General features: G+C 73.6%; 17 protein-coding genes. 8 read left to right on the top strand and 9 right to left on the bottom strand.

Annotated features, from left to right (window positions below; all coding sequences use genetic code 11):
• Positions 1–49 precede the first annotated feature (49 nt).
• The 4 genes from ACIQCJ_RS22035 to ACIQCJ_RS22020 form a co-directional block, all read right to left on the bottom strand.
• On the bottom strand, positions 50–316 hold the full coding sequence (locus ACIQCJ_RS22035) for a DUF4235 domain-containing protein (RefSeq protein ID WP_355344736.1): 267 nt from the start codon (positions 314–316) through the stop codon (positions 50–52).
• The gene (locus ACIQCJ_RS22030; RefSeq protein ID WP_402712278.1) at positions 313–933 is read right to left on the bottom strand and encodes a DUF3618 domain-containing protein; all 621 of its coding nucleotides are present in this window, start codon (positions 931–933) and stop codon (positions 313–315) included. The genes ACIQCJ_RS22035 and ACIQCJ_RS22030 overlap by 4 nt, the downstream gene beginning before the upstream one ends.
• Entirely contained in the window at positions 930–1,370 is a 441-nt protein-coding gene (locus ACIQCJ_RS22025) for a phage holin family protein (protein WP_355344864.1), read from the bottom strand. Before ACIQCJ_RS22025 ends, ACIQCJ_RS22030 begins: the two co-directional genes overlap by 4 nt.
• A gap of 140 nt (positions 1,371–1,510) precedes the next feature.
• Positions 1,511–2,623: a hypothetical protein gene (locus ACIQCJ_RS22020; RefSeq protein ID WP_402712277.1), complete on the bottom strand. Its 1,113-nt coding sequence runs from the start codon at positions 2,621–2,623 to the stop codon at positions 1,511–1,513.
• A gap of 507 nt (positions 2,624–3,130) precedes the next feature.
• Between ACIQCJ_RS22020 and ACIQCJ_RS22015 the strand changes: the two genes are divergently transcribed.
• On the top strand, positions 3,131–3,307 hold the full coding sequence (locus ACIQCJ_RS22015) for a hypothetical protein (protein WP_355344748.1): 177 nt from the start codon (positions 3,131–3,133) through the stop codon (positions 3,305–3,307).
• 68 nt (positions 3,308–3,375) lie between these two features.
• On the opposite strand, the gene ACIQCJ_RS22010 is transcribed toward ACIQCJ_RS22015, so the two are convergent.
• From ACIQCJ_RS22010 to ACIQCJ_RS22000, 3 genes are all read right to left on the bottom strand, one after another.
• Positions 3,376–4,218: a helix-turn-helix transcriptional regulator gene (locus tag ACIQCJ_RS22010; RefSeq protein WP_402712276.1), complete on the bottom strand. Its 843-nt coding sequence runs from the start codon at positions 4,216–4,218 to the stop codon at positions 3,376–3,378.
• A gap of 162 nt (positions 4,219–4,380) precedes the next feature.
• Positions 4,381–5,349, bottom strand: coding sequence for an SDR family oxidoreductase (locus tag ACIQCJ_RS22005; RefSeq protein WP_401715264.1), 969 nt, complete (start codon positions 5,347–5,349; stop codon positions 4,381–4,383).
• 236 nt (positions 5,350–5,585) lie between these two features.
• Positions 5,586–6,392, bottom strand: a complete 807-nt coding sequence (locus tag ACIQCJ_RS22000) for an SDR family NAD(P)-dependent oxidoreductase (RefSeq protein WP_401304310.1) — start codon at positions 6,390–6,392, stop codon at positions 5,586–5,588.
• A gap of 247 nt (positions 6,393–6,639) precedes the next feature.
• Between ACIQCJ_RS22000 and efeU the strand changes: the two genes are divergently transcribed.
• From efeU to ACIQCJ_RS21980, 4 genes are all read left to right on the top strand, one after another.
• The gene (efeU, locus tag ACIQCJ_RS21995) at positions 6,640–8,796 is read left to right on the top strand and encodes an iron uptake transporter permease EfeU (protein WP_402712275.1); all 2,157 of its coding nucleotides are present in this window, start codon (positions 6,640–6,642) and stop codon (positions 8,794–8,796) included.
• Between the two features lie 131 nt (positions 8,797–8,927).
• Complete coding sequence (efeB, locus tag ACIQCJ_RS21990; RefSeq protein ID WP_355344867.1) at positions 8,928–10,178, top strand: iron uptake transporter deferrochelatase/peroxidase subunit; 1,251 nt, start codon at positions 8,928–8,930, stop codon at positions 10,176–10,178.
• A 137-nt stretch (positions 10,179–10,315) separates the two neighbouring features.
• Positions 10,316–11,830, top strand: a complete 1,515-nt coding sequence (locus ACIQCJ_RS21985) for an aldehyde dehydrogenase family protein (RefSeq protein ID WP_402712274.1) — start codon at positions 10,316–10,318, stop codon at positions 11,828–11,830.
• A 154-nt stretch (positions 11,831–11,984) separates the two neighbouring features.
• Positions 11,985–12,998: a hypothetical protein gene (locus ACIQCJ_RS21980; protein ID WP_402712273.1), complete on the top strand. Its 1,014-nt coding sequence runs from the start codon at positions 11,985–11,987 to the stop codon at positions 12,996–12,998.
• Positions 12,999–13,026: 28 nt separating this feature from the next.
• Here ACIQCJ_RS21980 and ACIQCJ_RS21975 read toward each other — a convergent pair whose 3' ends face one another.
• Positions 13,027–13,533, bottom strand: coding sequence for a MarR family winged helix-turn-helix transcriptional regulator (locus tag ACIQCJ_RS21975; protein WP_401304299.1), 507 nt, complete (start codon positions 13,531–13,533; stop codon positions 13,027–13,029).
• A 149-nt stretch (positions 13,534–13,682) separates the two neighbouring features.
• Between ACIQCJ_RS21975 and ACIQCJ_RS21970 the strand changes: the two genes are divergently transcribed.
• The gene (locus tag ACIQCJ_RS21970; protein WP_402712272.1) at positions 13,683–14,693 is read left to right on the top strand and encodes an NADP-dependent oxidoreductase; all 1,011 of its coding nucleotides are present in this window, start codon (positions 13,683–13,685) and stop codon (positions 14,691–14,693) included.
• A gap of 118 nt (positions 14,694–14,811) precedes the next feature.
• Positions 14,812–15,240 carry an organic hydroperoxide resistance protein gene (locus ACIQCJ_RS21965; RefSeq protein ID WP_355344774.1) on the top strand — a complete coding sequence of 143 codons (429 nt, stop codon included), beginning with the start codon at positions 14,812–14,814 and terminating at the stop codon, positions 15,238–15,240.
• Between the two features lie 59 nt (positions 15,241–15,299).
• Here ACIQCJ_RS21965 and ACIQCJ_RS21960 read toward each other — a convergent pair whose 3' ends face one another.
• Complete coding sequence (locus ACIQCJ_RS21960) at positions 15,300–15,956, bottom strand: TetR/AcrR family transcriptional regulator (protein WP_402712271.1); 657 nt, start codon at positions 15,954–15,956, stop codon at positions 15,300–15,302.
• 149 nt (positions 15,957–16,105) lie between these two features.
• Between ACIQCJ_RS21960 and ACIQCJ_RS21955 the strand changes: the two genes are divergently transcribed.
• Positions 16,106–18,661 (top strand): beta-glucosidase, encoded by a 2,556-nt coding sequence (locus ACIQCJ_RS21955; protein ID WP_402712270.1) that lies wholly within the window; start codon positions 16,106–16,108, stop codon positions 18,659–18,661.
• The last annotated feature ends 401 nt before the right edge of the window (positions 18,662–19,062 follow it).

Raw genomic sequence — 19,062 nt, 5'->3', positions numbered from 1 at the left:
CCGCGCGGCGCGGCCCCGCTTTCCGCGTGCGCGGGGCGCGGGGCGCGGGTCAGGCCGGCCAGGTGCCGGTGAGCCGCCGGGTGGCGGTGGCGCCGCTCCGGCTGACCGCCGCCTTCACGACGGCGAAGATCAGCCCGTGCAGCGCGGCCGCGATCAGGACCTCCTTCCAGGCGCGCTCCTCGTCCAGCGCGTCCGGGGTGTCGTCGTCGTGCCCGACCACCTTCCACGTCTGCTTGAAGGCGGCTCCGGCCAACGCGCCACTGGCCACGCTGAGCAGCAGGCCGACCGGGCGGTAGACGATCTTCGCGGCGTTCACTTGCGGCCCCTCTTCCAGCGGACGGTGAAGAACACCACGGCGGCGCCGATCGCCGCGGCGACGGCCGCGCCGGGGCGGCGCTTGACGGCGTCGGCGGCCTGCTGGGTCTTCTCGGCCAGCGGCTCGGGGGTCTTCTCGCTGACCTTGGCGGCCACCGCCGCGGTGCCCTCAGCGATCTTGGCCGAGGCGGCGGCGGCCTTCTCCCGCACCGGTTCCGGCGTCTTGTCACGGACCAGCGCGCCGACTTCGGCCGCCTTCGCCCGGGCCGAGGCCGACGCGTCGGCCGCCGTGTCCTGAGCGGTGTCCTGGGCCTCGTCCTTCGTGGTCTGGGCGCGGTCCTTCAGCTCGGTGACCTTGCTCTGGACCTTGTCCTTGACCTCGGCGGCCTTGTCGCCGACCTTGTCCTTGACCTCGGCGGCCTTGTCCTTCGCCTCGGCGGCCTTGTCGCCGACCTCGTCCTTGATGTCGGCGGCCTTGTCCTTGGCGCGGGCCTTCACGTCGGCCTTGGCGGCCAGTTCCTCCACCGTCTCGCCGAGCTGCTCACGGGTGCTCTCCACCTGGGCGCGCAGTTCCTCGGGGGTGGACGGGTCCTTCTCGTCATGCGGGTCGATGGTCATCGCTTCGTCTTTTCCTTGATGGTGGCGACATCGGCCTTGACACCGGCGATCGCCTGCTCGGGAGCCGGCGGCGTCGCGCGGCTCACTTCCTTCTTCCCCGCCAGCGCCAGCGTGGCGGCGAGCGCCAGCAGCGCCACCGCGACGATCAGCGCCGACAGCCACACCGAGAACGTGAGGGCGAGCGCCGCGACCGCCGTGGCGGCCAGCGCCTCCAGACCGATGAAGGCCAGCAGCCCCGCACCGCCGAACAGCCCGCCGCCCATGCCGAACCGTTTGCCCTTCTGGGCCATCTCGGCCTGGGCGAGCCGCATTTCCTCGCGCACGAGCTGCGACATCTGCTGTGTCGCGCGCGACACCAGCTCACCGACCGACGGCTCGCCCGAGCCGTCCGCCGCTCCGGAGCCGTCCCCTGCCGCCCGAGTTCCGACGGGATCCATCACCACTCACCGGTCCTTCCGTCTCCTACGCGCCCGGCTACCCGGGCCGGACGGGCGCACACGCGCTTCGGCAGGCGGCCGCGTGCCAGGCACATCGGTTCGGCTCGGGCGGGGGACGTACAGGGAAGGCGCGGGCACCCTCAGGCGAAGGTGTTCTTGTAGAAGAGGCTCGCGTCGAAGCTGGGGTCGGTCGTGGTGCCGGTCTTGCCGGAGAAGCCGAAGGCGAGGCGGGGCTGGCCGTCGGCCACCCAGATCGCGCAGCCCTGCGGCTCGCGGCCCGGGATCGTCGCCCCCGCGGTGGTGTGGAAGACCTCGCCGTGCCCGCCCCCGGCGTCGTTCATGCTCACGGCGGCGAGGTAGGACGGGCCGCCCGACCTGCCGTAGAGGAGGTAGGCGTACTCGCCGTACAGGGTGACGCCCTGGAAGGCGGCGTCGTCCGGGATCTTCAGTTGGGCGTTGGTGGGCAGCGCGCGTTCGGCCTTCCTGTCGTCCTGGGAGAGCCGCCCCGCCACCGCGTCCGCCAGCGGGAAGACCACCAGCCGCCAGGGGTTGGGCGAGGTGGACTGGGTGGCGTAGCGGACCAGCAGCATGTTGTTGACGGGGTCGATCGCGGGGCGGGGCAGGCCCGCGTAGGTGGTGATGGTGGGCGTACGGTCCTGGATCGGGATCACCGACGGGTTGCCGTAGGTGAGGGTGATGCCCTCGGTGTAACGGAACCGGGTGAGCCGGTAGCCGCTGTCCTCGTACGCCCCCTTGGCGACGTTGTAGTTGTCGCCCTCGATCCACAGGTACGGCGCGGAACCGGCGCCGGTGGGTTCGACGGCCATCGAGGAGCCGTGGCCGAACTGGTGCAGCGCCATGGTGCCGAGCACGTTGCCCGCCAGGTCGGTGCGGACGATCCAGATGTCGCCGTAGTGGATGTGCGCCTTTGACGGGTCCCCGTCGTCGGATTCGTTCTCGTTGTCCCCGGGGCGGTGCTGGGCGAAGTAGATGTGGCCGTTGACGTTGTCGTAGGCGAAGGACTGCATGGCCCAGGACGTCTCGTGCAGCGGCTTGCGCCAGAACACCTGGTCCCCGCCGCCCTCCAGCGAGAAGGGCGGGGTGACCGGCAGGTCGGCGGCGGCCGGTCCCGCGGCGGCGAGGACTCCGGCCGCGCCGAGCGCCCCGGCGGCCGTGAGGCCCGCCCCCGCGCGCAGCAGCCCCCGGCGGCTGGGTCCGGTTCCGGCGCTGTGCGTGACGTGTTCGGCGGGCATGACGGCCACGCTCCTCGGCTTCGCACCCCGTCACGCGGCACGACGGACCCCGTGGTCGGCGTACCGAACGCGTGACGAGTGGATGAGGCCCCGACGCTAGGCCGGGCCCCGGCGGCCGACAAGACCGCGACCGCCCCCGGTCCGCCCGCCGTTGTCCTCCGGCCCGGCAAGCGGAGTACGGCCCGGCGCCGCCGCCTCATGCGGGCCCCCGCAGGTCCGGTTCGGGCTCGCGAGGCCGGGGCGGCCATGATCCGGAACGCCGTCCCGGCGGAACGTAAAAACCTGGCCAACGAGCCCCGTGTCCGCGCGGCTCACCCGCCCTGGCCTCGGTGCCCCTGCCGGGCCGCCGCCGACCGAGGGCCGACCGGCGCTGAGAGGCGCCGTCCGGGGGCGCGGAGGGGCCGGCCGCGCGTCTGCCCCGGAGTGGGATGGATTACACCCGGGGGGTCCGGGGGATGGGCTCGGCGTATACCGGGCGTTTATCGGATCGTGGATATGTTTGCGCCCATGCCCAGCACGCCTCCGGCTCCCGATTCCGCGTTCGCCGACGCGGCCGAGCTCAATGCCCGGATACGTCGGCTCAGCGCGGGTCGCACCTCGTGGACCCCGGACGAGCTGACGGAACTGGCCCGCCTCCAGGCGGAGTGGCAGCTCGCGGTGGAAGGCGAGTCGGAACAGGTCTGACCCCGGACCGCGGCGGTACGGGACCGTACCCGTACCCGTACGTGACGTACCCGTACGTGACTCCCTGACTACGCCGTCGCGCCGCGCTCGCCCAGCGACGACAGCAGCTGGAGCTTCTCGTAGGAGTCGGTGCCGGGGGTGGCGGTGAAGACCAGGAGGGTCTGGGACTGGGCGGGGTCCTGGAGGACCTGGCAGTGCAGGTGGAGGATGCCGACCTCGGGGTGACGGATCCGTTTGAGGTCGTCGGGGTGGCGGACGCCGATCTCGTGGGCGCTCCAGAGGGTGGCGAATTCGGGGCTCACGGGGAGCAGGGCGTCGACGAGGGCGGCGGCCCGCGAGCCGGGGCCCTGGCGGGAAAGCGTCTCGCGCAGCCCGGCGGTGAAGATCCGGCTGTGGGTGGGGTGGTCGGCCTCGGGGTAGATGCGGCGGGTGACGGGGTCGGTGAACCAGCGGTAGCCGAAGCTGCGGGCCATCCCGGTGTGCCCGGTCTCGTCGCCCAGCAGGGCGAGCGCCATCCGGGTCTGCGTCAGCGTCTCGCCGAGATCCGTCATGACCTGCGCGGGAGTGTCGTCCAGACGCCCGAGAATCCGCATCAGGCCGGGGCTGACGTGGTCGCTGCCCGATCCGCGCTCCGGGGCGCTGTGCCCCGCCATCCGGAAGAGGTGGTCGCGCTCGTCGAGCGAGAGATGCAGGCCGCGCGCGATGGCGCCCAGCATCGGCGCGGACGGCTGCGGGCCGCGGGCCTGCTCGATCCGGCTGTAGTAGTCGGTCGACATGCCGGACAGCGCGGCGACCTCCTCGCGCCGCAGCCCCCGCGTACGCCGCCGCGGCCCGCGCGGCAGCCCCACGTCCTCGGGTTGCAGCGCCTCACGCCGGGTGCGCAGGAAGTCCGCCAGCTGTTCTCGGTCCATGACCCCAGTCTCCCGCCTGTCCGGTCGCGGTCTTCCGCCTGTACGTCCCCGGTCTCCCGCCTGTCCGGTCCCGGTCTCCCGCCTGTACGTCCGCGCCCTCCCGCCTGTACGTCCGCGCCCTCCCGCCCGCACGGCCACGGCTTCCCCCCGTACGTCCGCGGCTCAGCTCTCGGCGGCCACGTCGTCCGGGAAGCGCACCCCGGCCAGCTCCTCCGACACCTGCCAGACCCGCCGCGCCTCCTCCTCGCTCCGCGCCGACCGGTACAGCGGCTGCTCCACCACGGGGCCGGTCAGATGCCCGAGGCCGCCGGGGCCGTAGAAGGCGCCGCCGACCGCCCCCGGCGCGGTCGCCGCGTACAGCACCGGCCGCAGCCCGTCGTCCACGGTCTGCACGAACAGCCCGAGCCTGGACTGCCAGCGGAAGGCACGGTCCATCCAGGTCGTCCGCTTCGCGCGGCCCAGATTCGGCCCGGCCGTCTGGAGATTGGTCGAGGTCAGGCCCGGATGCGCGAGGGTGCTGGTGATGCCCCAGCCGCCCGCGACGCTGCGCCGGTGCAGTTCCAGGCCGAACATCAGCACCGCCAGCTTCGACTGGCTGTAGACCTTCATCGGCGCGTAGCCGCGCTCCGCCTGGAGGTCGTCCCAGGCCAGCGCCCCCTGGCGGGCGCCGATGCTCGACTGGGTCGCCACCCGCGCGCCGCCCGCGGCGCGCAGCAGCGGGAGCAGATGCGCGGTCAGCGCGAAGTGCCCGAGGTGATTCGTCGCGAACTGCAACTCCAGGCCGTCCGCGGAGGTCTGCCGGGTCGCCGGGGTCATCACCGCCGCGTTGTTGACGAGGATGTCGACCGGCCTGCCCTCGGCGACCAGCGTCCGGCCGAGCGCGGCGACCGACTCCAGCGACGCCAGGTCAAGCTCCCGCGTCGACACCCGCGCGCCGGGCACCTCGGCCCTGATCCGCTCCACGGCCGCCGCGCCCTTCGCCGCGTTCCGCACCGGCAGCACGACCTCCGCGCCCGCCCGCGCCAGCCGCCCGCCGAGCCCCCGCCCGATCCCGTCGCTCCCGCCCGTGACGACGGCGAGTTTTCCGCTGAGATCGGGCACCGCGGTGTCCAGTGCGTTCTTACGTGTCATGACGGTTCGCTCCTGACGGTGAGTGGGGGCGGGCGATGCCGCATTCGCGGGGGCGGGCGAGTGCTTTCCAGCGGAGGGGGAGGGGTGGGGAGGAACACAAAGGGACGGCGTGCGGATACGTATCCCGTGCGGCGGGCGAGGGAACCGCCCGGTCGGAGGAGCAACCCGCCCGGCTGGAGCGGGAACCCGCCGGGTCAGAGCGGGAACCCATCGGGTCAGAGCGGGAACCCGTCGGGTCAGAGCAGGAACCCGCCCGACGCCTCGATCCGCTGTCCCGTGATCCACCCGGTCCCGTCGGACAGCACCGCGGCGATCACCCCGCCGATGTCCTCGGCGGTCCCGACCCGGCCGAGCGCTGCCTGGCCGGAGAGCGCGGCCCTGACGCCTTCGTCGTCCCGCATGAAGCCCCCGCCGAAGTCGGTGCCGGTGGGGCCGGGCGCGACGGCGTTCACGGTGATGCCGCGCGGGCCCAGCTCCTTGGCCAGATAGCGGGTGAACACCTCCACGGCGCCCTTCATCGACGCGTACGCCGACAGTCCCTCGCTGGTGAAGCGGGTCAGCCCGGTGGAGAGGTTGACGATCCGGCCGCCGTCGGCGAGCAGCGGGACCAGCCGCTGGGTGAGGAAGTAGACGCCCTTGAAGTGGACGTTCAGCATCGTGTCGAAGCCTTCCTCGGTGGCTTCGAGGAAGGGTTCCGTCACGGCGGAGCCCGCGTTGTTGACGAGGTAGTCGAAGTCCGACCGCCCCCAGCCCTCCTTGAGCAGCCGCCGCACCTCGTCGGCGAAGTCCGCGAATCCGGCGGTCCGGGCGGTGTCCAGGCGGAGCGCGTACGCGGTGCGGCCGAGCGCCCTCGCCTCGGCGACCACGGCCGCCGCCTCGTCCTCGTGCGACCGGAAGGTGATGATCGGATCGACGCCGTCCGCGGCGAGCCGCAGCGCGGTGGCGCGGCCGAGCCCGCGGTTGGCGCCGGTGACGATCGCGATCCTGGCCGGTGCGGTGCTGTCCGTAGTCGTGCCGGTGGTCGTGTCCGTGTGCGTGGTCATGACTCCAGCGTGGGCGGCGGCGACGGCCGGATGAAGGCCCCACTTGTCCAGGGATCGCCGATCCCACCTTGAGCGGGGAGCGGCCCGCGCGGCCCGCGCACATCCGGTGTCATCCGGTGTCACGTGGTGTCCTTTTTACCCAATACGGAACCGGAGCATAGAGACTTCGCGGGCCCCGATCCGCAGGATAGGTATGCCTAAGTCAGGCCAGGCACACCTAAGCACGGGTCCGGGAGGACGAACATCGATGTGGGACGACGCGTTTCCGAGCTTCCTGATCGGACTCAGGGAAGGTCTCGAAGCCGGGCTGATCGTCTCGATCCTGGTGGCCACCCTGGTGCGCGGCGACGCCAAGTCCCGGCTCCCGCAGGTGTGGACGGGCGTCCTGGCCGCCATCGCCCTGTCGATGAGCTTCGGGGCGGTCCTCACCTTCACCGCCGCGAATCTGTCGGCGACCGCGCAGGAGGCGTTCGGCGGCACGCTCAGCGTCGTGGCCGTCGCCTTCGTCACCGCGATGGTCTTCTGGATGCGCCGCTCGGCCCGCAATCTGTCCGGTGAGATCCGGGAGAAGGTGACGGCCGCGCTCGCCATGGGCGGCGGCATGCTGATCCTCACGTCCTTCCTCGCGGTCGGCCGCGAGGGCCTGGAGACCGCGCTCTTCCTGTGGACCACCGCCCGCGCCGCGGGGGAGTCCGGCGGCCCGCTGGCCGGCGCCGCGATCGGCCTGGTGCTGGCCGCGGGGCTCTGCTGGGGCCTGTACCGGCGGGTGCTCAAGATCAATCTGAGCCGCTTCTTCACCGCGACCGGCGCCGTCCTGATCGTCATCGCCTCGGGCGTCCTCGGCTACGGCCTGCGCGACCTCCAGGAGGGCGGCGTGATCGCCGGGAAGACGGCGTACGCCTTCGACCTCAGCGCGCACATCGACGCCGGTTCCTGGTACGCCGCCCTCCTCCAGGGCGTCCTCAACCTCACCCCGGCCATGACCTGGCTCCAGGTCGCCGCCTACGTCGGCTACCTCGCGATCGTTATGACGCTGTTCGTACGCGGCCTGCGCAAGCCCGCGCCCGCGCCCGTGTCCAAGAAGGCGGCCGAGGCACCGGCGGCCGAGCCGACGGCGGCGGAGACGGCGCCCGCTTCCGCACCGGCCCCCGCTTCCGCACCGGCCCCCGCTTCCGCACCGGACCCCGCTTCCGCACCGGCCCCCGCCCCTGTGCCCGCTGTCACGGCGGCGCCCGCCCGCACCCGCTCCCGTCCCGTATGGCTGCTCCCGGCCGCCGTCGTCGCGATCCCCGCCGTGATCGGCGGCCTGGTCGTGGCCTTCGGCGACGGCAAGCCCGCGGGAGCGCAGACCGTCGCCGTCTCGCCGACCGAGTGCGGCAAGGGCTTCAGCGCCCCCCAGCCCGGCCGCCGGACCTTCTCGATGCGCAACACCGGCGACAAGGCGTCCGAGGTCTATCTGATCAACCCCGCCACCAACGCCGTCTACGGCGAGATCGAGGGCCTGGCCCCCGGCACCACCCGCGACCTGGTCGCCACCGTCGGCAGCGGCGAATACGCCTGGCGCTGTGTGCCGACCAGCGGCAAGGCGGTCACCTCGGCGTCCGTACGGGTCTCCGGCGGCAGTACCACCAAGGCCGTCCTGCCGCTGGCCGCGTCCGAACTCCAGCCGCCGCTCGCGTCGTACCGCGCCTATGTGAACAGCGGGCTCGGCACGCTGGTCGGCCAGACCGGCACACTGACGGCCGACCTCGCGGCGGGCGACCTCACCGCGGCGCGCGCCGACTGGCTCACCGCGCACGACACGTACTCCGCGCTCGGCGCCGCCTACGGGACCTTCGCCGACTTCGACGCGAAGATCAATGGCCGCAAGGACGGGCTGCCGGGCGGTGAGAAGGACCCGTCCTTCACCGGCTTCCACCGCATCGAGTACGGGCTGTGGCACGGCGAGTCCGCGGCCTCGCTCAAGCCGCTCGCCGTCCGGCTCGGCGCCGACGTGGCGGGCCTGCGCAAGGCGTTCCCCACGCAGGACTTCGACCCGTCCGACCTGCCGCTGCGCAGCCACGAGATCCTGGAGAACACCCTCCAGTTCGAGCTGACCGGCGACACCGACGAGGGCAGCGGGACGAATCTGGCGACCGCGAACGCCAACCTGGCCGGTACGAAAGAGCTGTTGACGGTGCTGCGGCCGCTGATCACCCGGCGGGACCCGCGGCAACTGGCCCTGATCGACGCGGACATCGCCCGCCTCCAGAGGCTGCTCGACGGCGCGCACAAGGGCGCCGCCTGGACCCCGGTCGGCTCGCTCGACGCGGCGGCCCGCGCGACGATCGACGGCGCGACCGGTCAGCTCCTGGAAGACCTCGCGCCCGTCCCCGACCTGCTCGAAATCCGGAAGTCCGCATGAGGCGCGAGGACCGTACGGCGCCAGGACCCGAACAACTCCCCGAAGGGAAGCAGCAGATGCCCGCCGACTCCACCCGACCCGAAGGCCACGAGGGCTACGGGGGTGACGCGGCGGGCGGCGGCACCTGCCCGATGGGCGCGGGCCGCAGGTCCTTCGTGAAGACCGCGCTCGGCGCGGGCGCGGGCGCGGCGGCGCTGGCGGGCGGCGGCCTCGCGCTGAGCACGGCGGCCGGCGGGAGCAGCGCCCAGGCGGCCGACGCGGGTCAGCGCGGCCAGGCCGCGGCGGTGGACTTCCACGGCGCGCACCAGGCGGGCGTCATCACCCCGCAGCCCGCCGCGGCGACCTTCGTCTCGCTGAACGTCATCGCGGACACCAGGGCCGAACTCGCCGACCTTTTCAGGACGATCACCGAGCGGGCCCGCTTCCTCACCGCGGGCGGCACCCCCGACGACCTGGGCGTCGGCGCGCCGCCGTCCGACAACGGCATCCTCGGCCCGACCGTCCCCGCCGACGCGCTCACCGTCACCGTCGGCGTCGGCTCCTCGCTCTTCGACGACCGCTACGGCCTCGCGGGCGCCAAGCCGCGCCGCCTCACCCCGATGCGGACCTTCCCCAACGACAACCTCCAGGCCGCGCAGTGCCACGGTGACCTGTCGTTGCAGATCTGCGCGGGCAGCACGGACACCGTCCTGCACGCGCTGCGCGACATCGCCCGGCACACCCGCGGCGGCATGCAGATCAAGTGGCGCATGGACGGCTTCCAGAACGCGCCCCGGCCGACCGGCGCGCAGCGCAATCTGCTCGGTTTCAAGGACGGCATCGCCAACCCGGACGTGCGCTCCGGCCGGGAGATGGACCGCCTGGTGTGGGTGACGGACGCGCTCGGCGAGCCCGCGTGGGCGGCGGGCGGCAGCTACCAGGCGATCCGGATCATCCGGATGCTGGTCGAGTTCTGGGACCGGGTCTCGCTCACCGAGCAGGAGTTGATGTTCGGCCGCCGCAAGGACACCGGCGCGCCGCTGGACGGCGCGAAGGAGACCGACACCCCGCTCTACGCCAAGGACCCGCAGGGCAACGCGATCCCGCTGGACGCGCACATCAGGATGGCCAACCCGCGCACCGCCAGGACCGACGACTCCCGCATCCTGCGCCGCGGTTACAACTACGACCGGGGCGTGGACGCGGTCGGCAACCTCGACATGGGGCTGGTCTTCTGCTGCTACCAGCAGGACGTACAGCGGCAGTTCGAGGCCACCCAGACCCGGCTGATCGACGAGCCGCTGGTCGACTACATCTCCCCGGTCGGCGGCGGCTACTTCTTCGTGCTGCCCGGCGTCCGCGACACCAAGGACTGGCTCGGCCGCGGCCTGCTCTCCGCCTGAGCCTCCGCCTGACATTCCGTCAGCACGCCGTCGGGCCGGGCGGATCAGGTGCCGTCCGCCTCTCCTCATCTGACGGTCCGTCAGGCATGCTGTGCCCGTGCCGGATTCCGGTGGGACCGGCGGCCGAGGAGGCGGGCATGGCGGTGGACAGGGCGGCGGACGGGCCGACGGATACGTCAACAGGTACGGACGGGACGGCGATCGAGGACGCGCTGTTCATCGGCGGCCGGTGGACCGCCCCGGAGCGCGGGCACTACGACGTGCTGAACCCGGCCACCGAGCGCGTGGTCGGGCGGGCGCCGGAAGCGAGCCCGGAACAGGCGCTCGCGGCCACCGCCGCCGCCCGGCAGGCGCTCGACGGCTGGTCGCGGACCCGCCCCGAGGAGCGCGGCCGGATACTGGAGCGCGCCGGGCGGATCATCCTGCGCGAACTGAAGCCGTACGCGGCCCTGGCGGGCGCCGAGAGCGGCGCCACCGCCGCGACCGCCCGCGGCATGCAGGTCGGCGTGGCCGCCGCCCGCTTCCTGCGATACGCGCGCGGCGCGCTCGAACCCACCGAGACCGCGCTGCTCCCGCAGCTCAACGAGGCGTCCGCGATGGGCGCGGGCGGCGTCTTCGGCGCGCTGGCGATCAGGCAGCCGGTCGGCGTCGTCGCCTGCGTCACGTCCTACAACAACCCCTGGGCGAATCCGGCGGGCAAGGTCGCGCCCGCGCTCGCGATGGGCAACACCGTCGTGGTCAAACCCGCCCCGCAGGACCCGCTGTCGGTCTACCGGATGGCGGAGGCGCTGACCGAGGCCGGGCTGCCGCCGGGTGTGCTCAACGTGGTGACCGGCTCGGGCGCCGACGTCGGCGAGGCGGTCGTCGGGTCGCCCGACACCGACATGGTGAGCTTCACCGGCTCCACGGCCGTCGGGCAGCGCATCGCGGAGACCTGCGGGCGCGGTATGAAACGGCAGTTGATGGAACTCGGCGGCAAGGGCGCCGCGCTGGTCTTCGACGACGCCGACCTCGACTCGGCCGTCGCCGGGATCGGCACCACCTTCAGCTTCTACAGCGGCCAGATCTGCACCGCCCCCACCCGCGTACTGGCCCAACGCGCTGTCTACCCACGGCTGGTGGAGCGACTGGCCGGGTACGCGCGACGGCTCGTCGTCGGCGACCCCGCCCAACCCGCCACCGTCGTCGGCCCGGTCATCTCCGCCGCCCACCGCGACCGCGTCGAGGCGTATGTCGCGCTCGGCCGCAAGGAGGGCGCCACCCTGCTGGCGGGCGGTGAACGCCCGCCGCTGGAAAGGGGGTTCTACGTCGCCCCCACACTGCTGGCCGACTGCGCGCCCGACATGCGGGTGGTCCGCGAGGAGATCTTCGGGCCCGTCGTCGTGGTGCTGCCGTTCGACGACGAGGACGAGGGCGTCGCGCTCGCCAACGACAGCGACTACGGCCTGATCGACTACGTGTGGTCCGCCGACGTGCCCCGCGCCTTCCGGGTCGCGCGGCGGCTGCGCGCGGGCGGCGTCGGGATCAACACCGTGGGCCGCAACATGGAGGCGCCCTTCGGCGGCTTCAAGCGCAGCGGCGTCGGCCGGGACGTGGGGTCGTACGCGCTGCACGCCTACAGCGAGACGCAGAGTCTCGTCTGGCCCGGCTGAGCCGCCGCCGGGCACCGGCCCGACGCTGTACAGACCGCCCCGACCTGGCCTGAGCTGCGGCGACTTGTCCGCAGGGGAGTTTCCCGGCGAAGCCGGGACAAGCGGAACTCCGGGGTTCCGCCGCACCGCGACGGTCCCTTACAGTCCATCCGCCATGAACTACTGCCACACGTGCCGACGACACCTCAACGGCGCCTTCTCCTGCCCCGGATGCGGCGCGATCGCGGACCGGTCGGGGCTGCCCGACGAGGCCGACACGGCGCAACTGCCGCCGGTCACCGAGGAGGCCGCCGCAGGGGACGGCGCCGACCCGGCGCCGCCCGCGAGCGCGGCGGCACCGGAGGCCCCCGTCGAGGGCTCCCTCGTGGACGACCTCCTCAGGGACTCGGGCCTCGGCCCGGACGCGGGCCCCGCCGCCGCCCCGACCGCCCCCGCCCCGACCGCCGCCGAGCCCGAGCCCGGCGGCGCGGGCACGGGTACCGGCAGTGCCGTCGCAGTCGGCCCCGGCGTCGGCGAGGGCCCGGACACGGACCCCGGCACGCCCGGCGACGACAGCGCGTACGGCGGGACGTACACCGCCCCGTACGCCGACCCGTACGTCCCCGCGTACGGCGAAGCCCCGCGACGGGACGCCCCCACTGCCCTGGCCGACAGCCTGCTCGGAGCCGGTGGCGGCGGCTACCGCGAGGACCACGACCTGCGCGGGACCGCCAGGCGCCGCCGCGGCCGTCACCAGCGGGCGGCGATCCTCGGCGTCGGCGCGGTCGCGGTCGTCGGCTCGCTGACGATGTTCGGCGTCGCGGCCTTCTCCGGCGGCTCGCCGAGCCCGTCCACCGATCCCGGCCCCGGCGTCTCCCCGATCTCCCCCTCGCCCGACGCGCCCCGGCCGTCCACCGGCGCGAGCGGCACCCCCGGCGTCCCGAAGGGCGGCGGCCGGACCAGCGGCAGCGCGTCGCCCTCGGCGTCCGACAAGGCGTCCGGCTCGCCGTCGGCGTCGGCCTCGCGTTCCGAGAGCGCGCCCGCGTCCAGCCCGGCGGGGAAGCCCTCGCGCACCGCGAGCGCGTCGCCGACGAGGACGACCGCCGCGCCGCCGACCACGACCGCGCCGCCGTCCTCGCCCGCGACACCGTCGCCGACGTGCACGCATGTGCTCTGGTGGTGCCAGTAGGGTCCCCGCGGGGACGGATCAGCGGGCGTCAGCCGTCGCCCTCGCCCGGCTCGCGGCCCGCTCCCGGGGTGTCTCCGAGGCTGTGGTCGCGGTGCGCGCCGTCCGCCGGGTCGTCGCCCAGCATCTGCCGCAACAGGTCGCGCAGCATGGTGCGTTCCTGCTCGGAGAGCCCGGCGAGCGGTTCACGGGCGAAGTCCAGGGAGTCGCGGAGTTTGTCGGCGACGGCGTGGCCCTCGGCGGTGGCCGCGGCCAGCTTGATCCGGCGGTCGGCCGGGTCGGTACGGCGCTCGGCCAGCCCCCTGACCTCCAGCCGGTCGATGATGCCGGTCACATTGGACGGCTCGCACTTCAGCCAGCGGGCGATCCGCCGCATGGGCAGCGGCCCCGAATTGAGCAGCGCGAGCACCTTGGCCTGCGCGCCGGTCAGCCGGTGGCGGGCGGCGGCCGACTCGTACTCCTGGTGGTAGCGGGCGGCGACGGTGCCGATCAGGCCGACGACCTCGACGGTCAGGGGATCGCTTCGGCGACGTGTCATGACCAACAGTTTACCCAAATGTTTGACATCATGAAACATCAAGGTCCATGGTTAGTTCAGCACCTGAATCATTTCCATGGTTGATCAGCGGTTGATCAGTGATCGACGCCGACCAGTGGTCGAACCGTCGCCGAAGGAGGACTTCCCCCATGCCGAAGAGCCGTGAATGGCACCTGGTCGCCCGCCCCCAGGGCTGGCCGGTGCCGGAAGACTTCGCGCTGGTCGAGACCGACGTCCCCGAGCCGGGCCCCGGCCAGATCCTGGTCCGCAATCTGCACCTGTCGGTCGACCCGTACATGCGCGGCCGGATGAACGAGGCGAAGTCGTACGCGCCGCCGTACGAGCTGAACCAGCCGATGCACGGCGGCGCCGTCGGCCGGGTCGTGGCCTCGCGGGCCGAGGACTTCGCGGTCGGCGACCATGTGCTGCACGGCCTCGCCTGGCGGGAGTACGCCCTGGTGGACGCCGCGCGCGCCGTCCGGGTCGACCCGGACCAGGCGCCGCTCACCGCGTATCTCGGAGTCCTCGGCATGACCGGGCTCACCGCCTACGCGGGTCTGCTGAGGGTCGCCGAATTCGCGCCGGGCGAGGTCGTCTTCGTCTCGGGCGCGGCGGGCGCCGTCGGCGGCCAGGCCGGACAGATCGCCCGGCTCAAGGGCGCCTCGCGGGTCATCGGCAGCGCGGGCTCCGCGGAGAAGGTCCGGATGCTGGTGGAGGAGTACGGCTTCGACGCCGCCTTCAACTACAAGGACGGCCCGGTGGCCGGGCAGTTGAAGGCCGCCGCGCCCGATGGCATCGACGTGTACTTCGACAACGTCGGCGGGGAGCACCTGGAGGCCGCGGTCGGCGCGATGCGGGTGCACGGCAGGGCCGCCCTGTGCGGGGCCATCGCGCAGTACAACGCGACGGAGCCGGTGGCGGGGCCGCGCAATCTCGGCCTGATGGTCGGCAGGCGGCTCACCCTGCGCGGCTTCCTCGTCACCGACCACGAGGACCTTCGCCCCGAGTTCGTCCGCGAGGCCGCCGGCTGGCTGCGGGACGGCCGGCTGCGGTACCGCGAGACGGTGGTGGAGGGAATCGAGAACAATCTGGAAGCGTTCTTGGGCGTGCTGCGCGGTGACAACACCGGAAAGATGATCGTCTCTCTTCCGGCGGAGTGACCCGCCGTCCGGCCGCCGACCGACCGGCCGGGCTCGACACCCGGCCGAAAATTCAACAAAATGTTGCAGGCGTGCTCGCGTGCCTTGCGGGCCGCCCGCCCCTCAGGAGGACACTTTCATGAGCATCCAGCCCGTAGACGTCCTGTACACCGCCGTCGCCACCGCGGAGAACGGCCGTGACGGCCGCGTCGCCACTGACGACGGCAAGCTCGACGTCATCGTGAACCCGCCGACCGAGATGGGCGGCGCGGGCAACGGCACCAACCCCGAGCAGCTCTTCGCCGCCGGGTACAGCGCCTGCTTCCAGGGCGCGCTGGGCGTCGTCGCCCGCCAGGCCAAGGCCGACATCAGCGGCTCCCGCGTGACCGCCAAGGTCGGCATCGGCAAAATCGCCTCCGGCGGCTTCGGCCTCACCGTCGAACTGGCCGTCTCCATCCCCAACGTGGACGACGTCACCGCCAAGGACCTGGTGGAGAAGGCGCACCAGGTGTGCCCGTACTCCAACGCCACGCGCGGCAACATCACGGTGGACCTGAGCGTCGTCTGAGTTCTCCGCCGCTCACCCGGTCGGCCCCGGTAAGGACCGCGCTCCCAGGAGCGCGGTCCTTACGGCGCTCCGGCCGTCCCCGGCTCCGACGGCGCTCCGGCCGTCCCCGGCTCCGACGGCTGTCCGGCCGTCCCCGGCTCCGACGGCGGGGCCAGCAGCGCCAGGAAGTCGCGGAAGGCCGCCGACATGTCGACCGCGCCGGGGTCGAGGAGCCACTGCACCTGGAGGCCGTCCATCACCGCCGCCAGCAAGGTGGCCGCCCGCTCGGGGGTGAGGCCGCCCGGCAGCCGGTCGCCGTACTCGGCGCGCAGCGCCTGCGCGCCGCCCTCGCGGACCCGCGCGTAGCGCTCGCGGAAATACTCCTGCGCCGGGTGCCCCTCGGTGACGCTGTCGCCGACCAGCACCGTGAACGCCTGGACGATACCGGGCCTGGTCGCGTTGTACTCGACCAGCTCCGCCACCACCTCCAGCGGCCACGACCGGCCGTGCAGCGCCGCCGACGCCATGTCCCACTGGTCGCGCGCCTCCAGCACGGACACCAACAGGGCGTCCTTGGTGGGGAAGTAGTGCATCAGCCCCTGCTGCGTCAGCCCCACCCGCTCGGCCACCGCCACCAATGTGGCACCCCGGTAGCCGCGCTCGGCGATCACCTCCGTCGCGGCCTGGATGATCTCCGCCCGCCGGTCGCCCCGCCGTTCACTCCTGGTTCCCGCCACGCCACCCCGCCCCCTTCCCCTGCCGCTCGGGAGCCTTTGCCGCTCGGGAGCCTACAAGATTACGAAATGGCATCTATCCCTACCGTACGACAGGTAGCGTGGGCGCGGTGGGACGGGAGCGGTACGGGACAGGCGGAAGGGGACGGAAGATGACGGCGATCAGCGGGGCGGCGGCCGGAGCAGGGGACGAGGGCGTACGCGCGGACGCGCGCGGGGACGCGGAGCGCGAGCGGGCGGTCGACGCGGCGCTCGGCAAGCTCGACCTCGACGCCAAGGCGCGGCTGCTGGCGGGCCAGGACATGTGGACGCTGCCCGCGCTGCCGCAGATCGGCCTCGGCTCGCTGGTGATGTCCGACGGCCCGATCGGCGTACGCGGCAAGCGCTGGACGGCGGGCGACCCGTCGACCGCGCTGCCCAGCCCCACCGCGCTCGCCGCGTCCTGGGACCCCGAACTGGCCCGCCGCGCAGGCCGGTTGCTCGCCCAGGAGGCGCATCGCAAGGGCGTCCACGTCCTGCTCGCGCCGACCGTCAACCTGCACAGGTCGCCGCTGGGCGGACGGCACTTCGAGGCGTACAGCGAGGACCCGTATCTCACCGGCGCCATCGGCACCGGTTATGTGCGCGGTGTCCAGGACGGCGGAGTGGGCGTCACCGTCAAGCACTTCGTCGGCAACGACGCGGAGACCGAGCGCTTCACCGTCGACAACCGGATCGCGCCCCGGCCGCTGCGCGAGCTGTACCTCGCGCCCTTCGAGGCGATCGTCGCGGGCGCCCGGCCCTGGGGCGTCATGGCCGCCTACAACGCCGTCAACGGCACGACGATGACCGAGCACGACCCGCTGGTCAACGGCGTGCTGCGCGGCGAGTGGGGCTTCGACGGCGTCGTCGTCTCCGACTGGCTGGCCGCCCGCGACACCGTCGGCGCGCTCCTGGGCGGCCTCGACATCGCCATGCCGGGACCGGTCACCGTCTACGGCGAGGCGCTGGCCGCCGCCGTACGCGCGGGGGCCGTCGAGGAGGCGGCCGTCGACACCGCCGCCCGCCGGGTCCTGCTGCTCGCCGCCCGCACCGGCCTGCTGGAGGGCGCGCCGCCCGCCGTCGCCGTGGCCGACCGGCCCGCCCCGGCCGACGGCGACGCGCTGGCCCGCGAGATCGCCCGCCGCGGCTTCGTGCTCGTACGCAACGAGGTACGCGGCAACGCGCCCGTGCTGCCGCTCGCGCCGACCCCGCTCGGCGGCGGCATCGCCCTCATCGGCGCCGCCGCCCGCGACCCGCGCGTCCTGGGCGGCGGCTCCGCGCAGGTCTTCCCCGACCACGTCGTCTCGCCGCTCGACGGCCTGCGGGCCGCGCTGCACGCGGGCGTCGCCCTCAGCCACAGCGTCGGCGCCGACCCCACCGAGGAACTGCCCGTCGCAGGGCCCGGATTCGCCCTCACCGCCGTCGCCCGCGACGAACACGGAGCCGAACTGGGCTCGGAGGAGCTGCCCAACGGCCAGCTCCAGTGGCTCGGCGAACTGCCGGAAGGCGTCGCGTACGACGCGCTGCACACCGTCGAGACCCGCGGCTGGTTCACCCCGCGGGTCAGCGGCGCGCACCGCTTCGGCACCCGCGGCACCGGCGGCTTCACCCTGACCGTCGGCGGACACGTGCTGTTCGACGGCGTCGAGGGCAGCGAGCACGAGGACCCGTTCGAGGCGTTCCTCGGCACGCCCGCCGAGCACGGGACCGTCGAACTGGCGGCGGGGGAGCGGGTCGAGATCAGCCTCGTGCACGCAGTGCCCAAGAGCGTCGAACTCCCCATCCTCGCCGTCGGGTTCGCCCTGCTGCACGGCGAACCGGCCCGCGACCCGGAGGAGTTGCTGGCCGAGGCCGTCGAGACCGCGCGGGCCGCGCACACCGCCGTCGTCGTGGTCGCCACCACGGAACGCGTCGAGTCCGAGGGCTTCGACCGGCGCGATCTGCGGCTGCCCGGCCGCCAGGACGAACTCGTCGCCCGCGTCGCCGCCGTCAATCCGCGGACCGTGGTCGTGGTCAACTCCGGCTCCCCGGTGGAGCTTCCGTGGCGCGAGGACGTGGCCGCCGTACTCCTCGGCTGGTTCCCCGGGCAGGAGGCCGGGGCCGCCCTCGCCGACGTCCTGCTCGGCGTGGAGGAGCCGGGCGGGCGGCTGCCCACGACCTGGCCGGTACGGCTCGCCGACGCGCCCGTCAGCCGGGTCACGCCGCGGGACGGCGTACTCGCCTACGACGAAGGGGTGTTCATCGGGTACCGCGCGTGGGAGCGGCAGGCCGTCGCCCCCGCCTATCCCTTCGGGCACGGGCTCGGGTACACCGACTGGGAGTACGAGTCGCTGGTCGTCGCCGAGAGTTCGGAGCCGGACGTGCTGGTCACCGCGACCGTGCGGGTGCGGAACGCCGGGGCGCGGGCCGGGCGTGAGGTCGTCCAGCTCTACCTCGACGGGGCGTCGTCCGAGGGGGCGACCTCGGACGTCGCGCGGCCCGGGCGGTGGCTGGCCGGATTCGCTTCCGTCGCCGCCGAGGCGGGGGAGGCCGTCGAGGTGACCGTCCGGGTGCCCCGGCGGGCCGCCGAGGTCTGGGACGAGGATGCCGCCGCGTGGCGGCTCGTGCCCGGCGCCTACGCCGTGGTCGCCGGCCGCTCCATCGCCTCGCCCCGCCTCACGGCCCCGCTCTCCGTCCCCGCCCCCTGACCCCGCCCTCCCCCCGCCTTCGCCGGGGGGACCCCCACCCGTGCAGGCTGGGAATTCGGCTGCCGGCTTCCCTGCGGGGTCCCCACCGTCGCCGACCGCGCGCCGTGCGGTTCGGGCAACGGCCAACGGCCGCCCCGCAGGGGCTCTCGTTGTTGGCGACCGCGGCCCGTGCGATCCGAGGTTCGGCGGATGGCCGTCCCGCAGGGATCTCGCGTCCGGCGACCGCGCGCCGTGCGGTTCGGGTACCGGCGCGGATGGCCGTCCCGCAGGGGATCTGGCCTTCGGCGAAGGCGAGTTGGGCAGTGCGCGTGGTGGCTGGCGGGCGGGTTGGGCCGAAGGCTGACCTGGCGGCGGCGGGTGTCGGGTCGCGCTTGTATGCCTCGCGGCGGCGGCCGACGTGC

This window comes from Streptomyces sp. NPDC093221 (assembly GCF_044753885.1).
GTDB lineage: Bacteria > Actinomycetota > Actinomycetes > Streptomycetales > Streptomycetaceae > Actinacidiphila.
Note: the sequence above shows the minus strand (reverse complement) of the source record. Positions and strands in the feature narration are given on the sequence as shown.

What these genes read in the sequence shown, in the direction of transcription:
- ACIQCJ_RS22000 (WP_401304310.1), bottom strand. Translation starts at nt 6,392, where the DNA reads ATGACCACGCACACGGACACGACCACCGGCACGACTACGGACAGCACC.
- ACIQCJ_RS21980 (WP_402712273.1), top strand. Translation starts at nt 11,985, where the DNA reads ATGAACTACTGCCACACGTGCCGACGACACCTCAACGGCGCCTTCTCC.
- ACIQCJ_RS22005 (WP_401715264.1), bottom strand. Translation starts at nt 5,349, where the DNA reads ATGACACGTAAGAACGCACTGGACACCGCGGTGCCCGATCTCAGCGGA.
- ACIQCJ_RS22025 (WP_355344864.1), bottom strand. Translation starts at nt 1,370, where the DNA reads ATGGATCCCGTCGGAACTCGGGCGGCAGGGGACGGCTCCGGAGCGGCG.
- ACIQCJ_RS21970 (WP_402712272.1), top strand. Translation starts at nt 13,683, where the DNA reads ATGCCGAAGAGCCGTGAATGGCACCTGGTCGCCCGCCCCCAGGGCTGG.
- ACIQCJ_RS22010 (WP_402712276.1), bottom strand. Translation starts at nt 4,218, where the DNA reads ATGGACCGAGAACAGCTGGCGGACTTCCTGCGCACCCGGCGTGAGGCG.
- ACIQCJ_RS22015 (WP_355344748.1), top strand. Translation starts at nt 3,131, where the DNA reads ATGCCCAGCACGCCTCCGGCTCCCGATTCCGCGTTCGCCGACGCGGCC.
- ACIQCJ_RS22020 (WP_402712277.1), bottom strand. Translation starts at nt 2,623, where the DNA reads ATGCCCGCCGAACACGTCACGCACAGCGCCGGAACCGGACCCAGCCGC.
- ACIQCJ_RS21975 (WP_401304299.1), bottom strand. Translation starts at nt 13,533, where the DNA reads ATGACACGTCGCCGAAGCGATCCCCTGACCGTCGAGGTCGTCGGCCTG.
- efeU (WP_402712275.1), top strand. Translation starts at nt 6,640, where the DNA reads ATGTGGGACGACGCGTTTCCGAGCTTCCTGATCGGACTCAGGGAAGGT.
- ACIQCJ_RS21965 (WP_355344774.1), top strand. Translation starts at nt 14,812, where the DNA reads ATGAGCATCCAGCCCGTAGACGTCCTGTACACCGCCGTCGCCACCGCG.
- efeB (WP_355344867.1), top strand. Translation starts at nt 8,928, where the DNA reads ATGGGCGCGGGCCGCAGGTCCTTCGTGAAGACCGCGCTCGGCGCGGGC.
- ACIQCJ_RS21955 (WP_402712270.1), top strand. Translation starts at nt 16,106, where the DNA reads ATGACGGCGATCAGCGGGGCGGCGGCCGGAGCAGGGGACGAGGGCGTA.
- ACIQCJ_RS22030 (WP_402712278.1), bottom strand. Translation starts at nt 933, where the DNA reads ATGACCATCGACCCGCATGACGAGAAGGACCCGTCCACCCCCGAGGAA.
- ACIQCJ_RS21985 (WP_402712274.1), top strand. Translation starts at nt 10,316, where the DNA reads ATGGCGGTGGACAGGGCGGCGGACGGGCCGACGGATACGTCAACAGGT.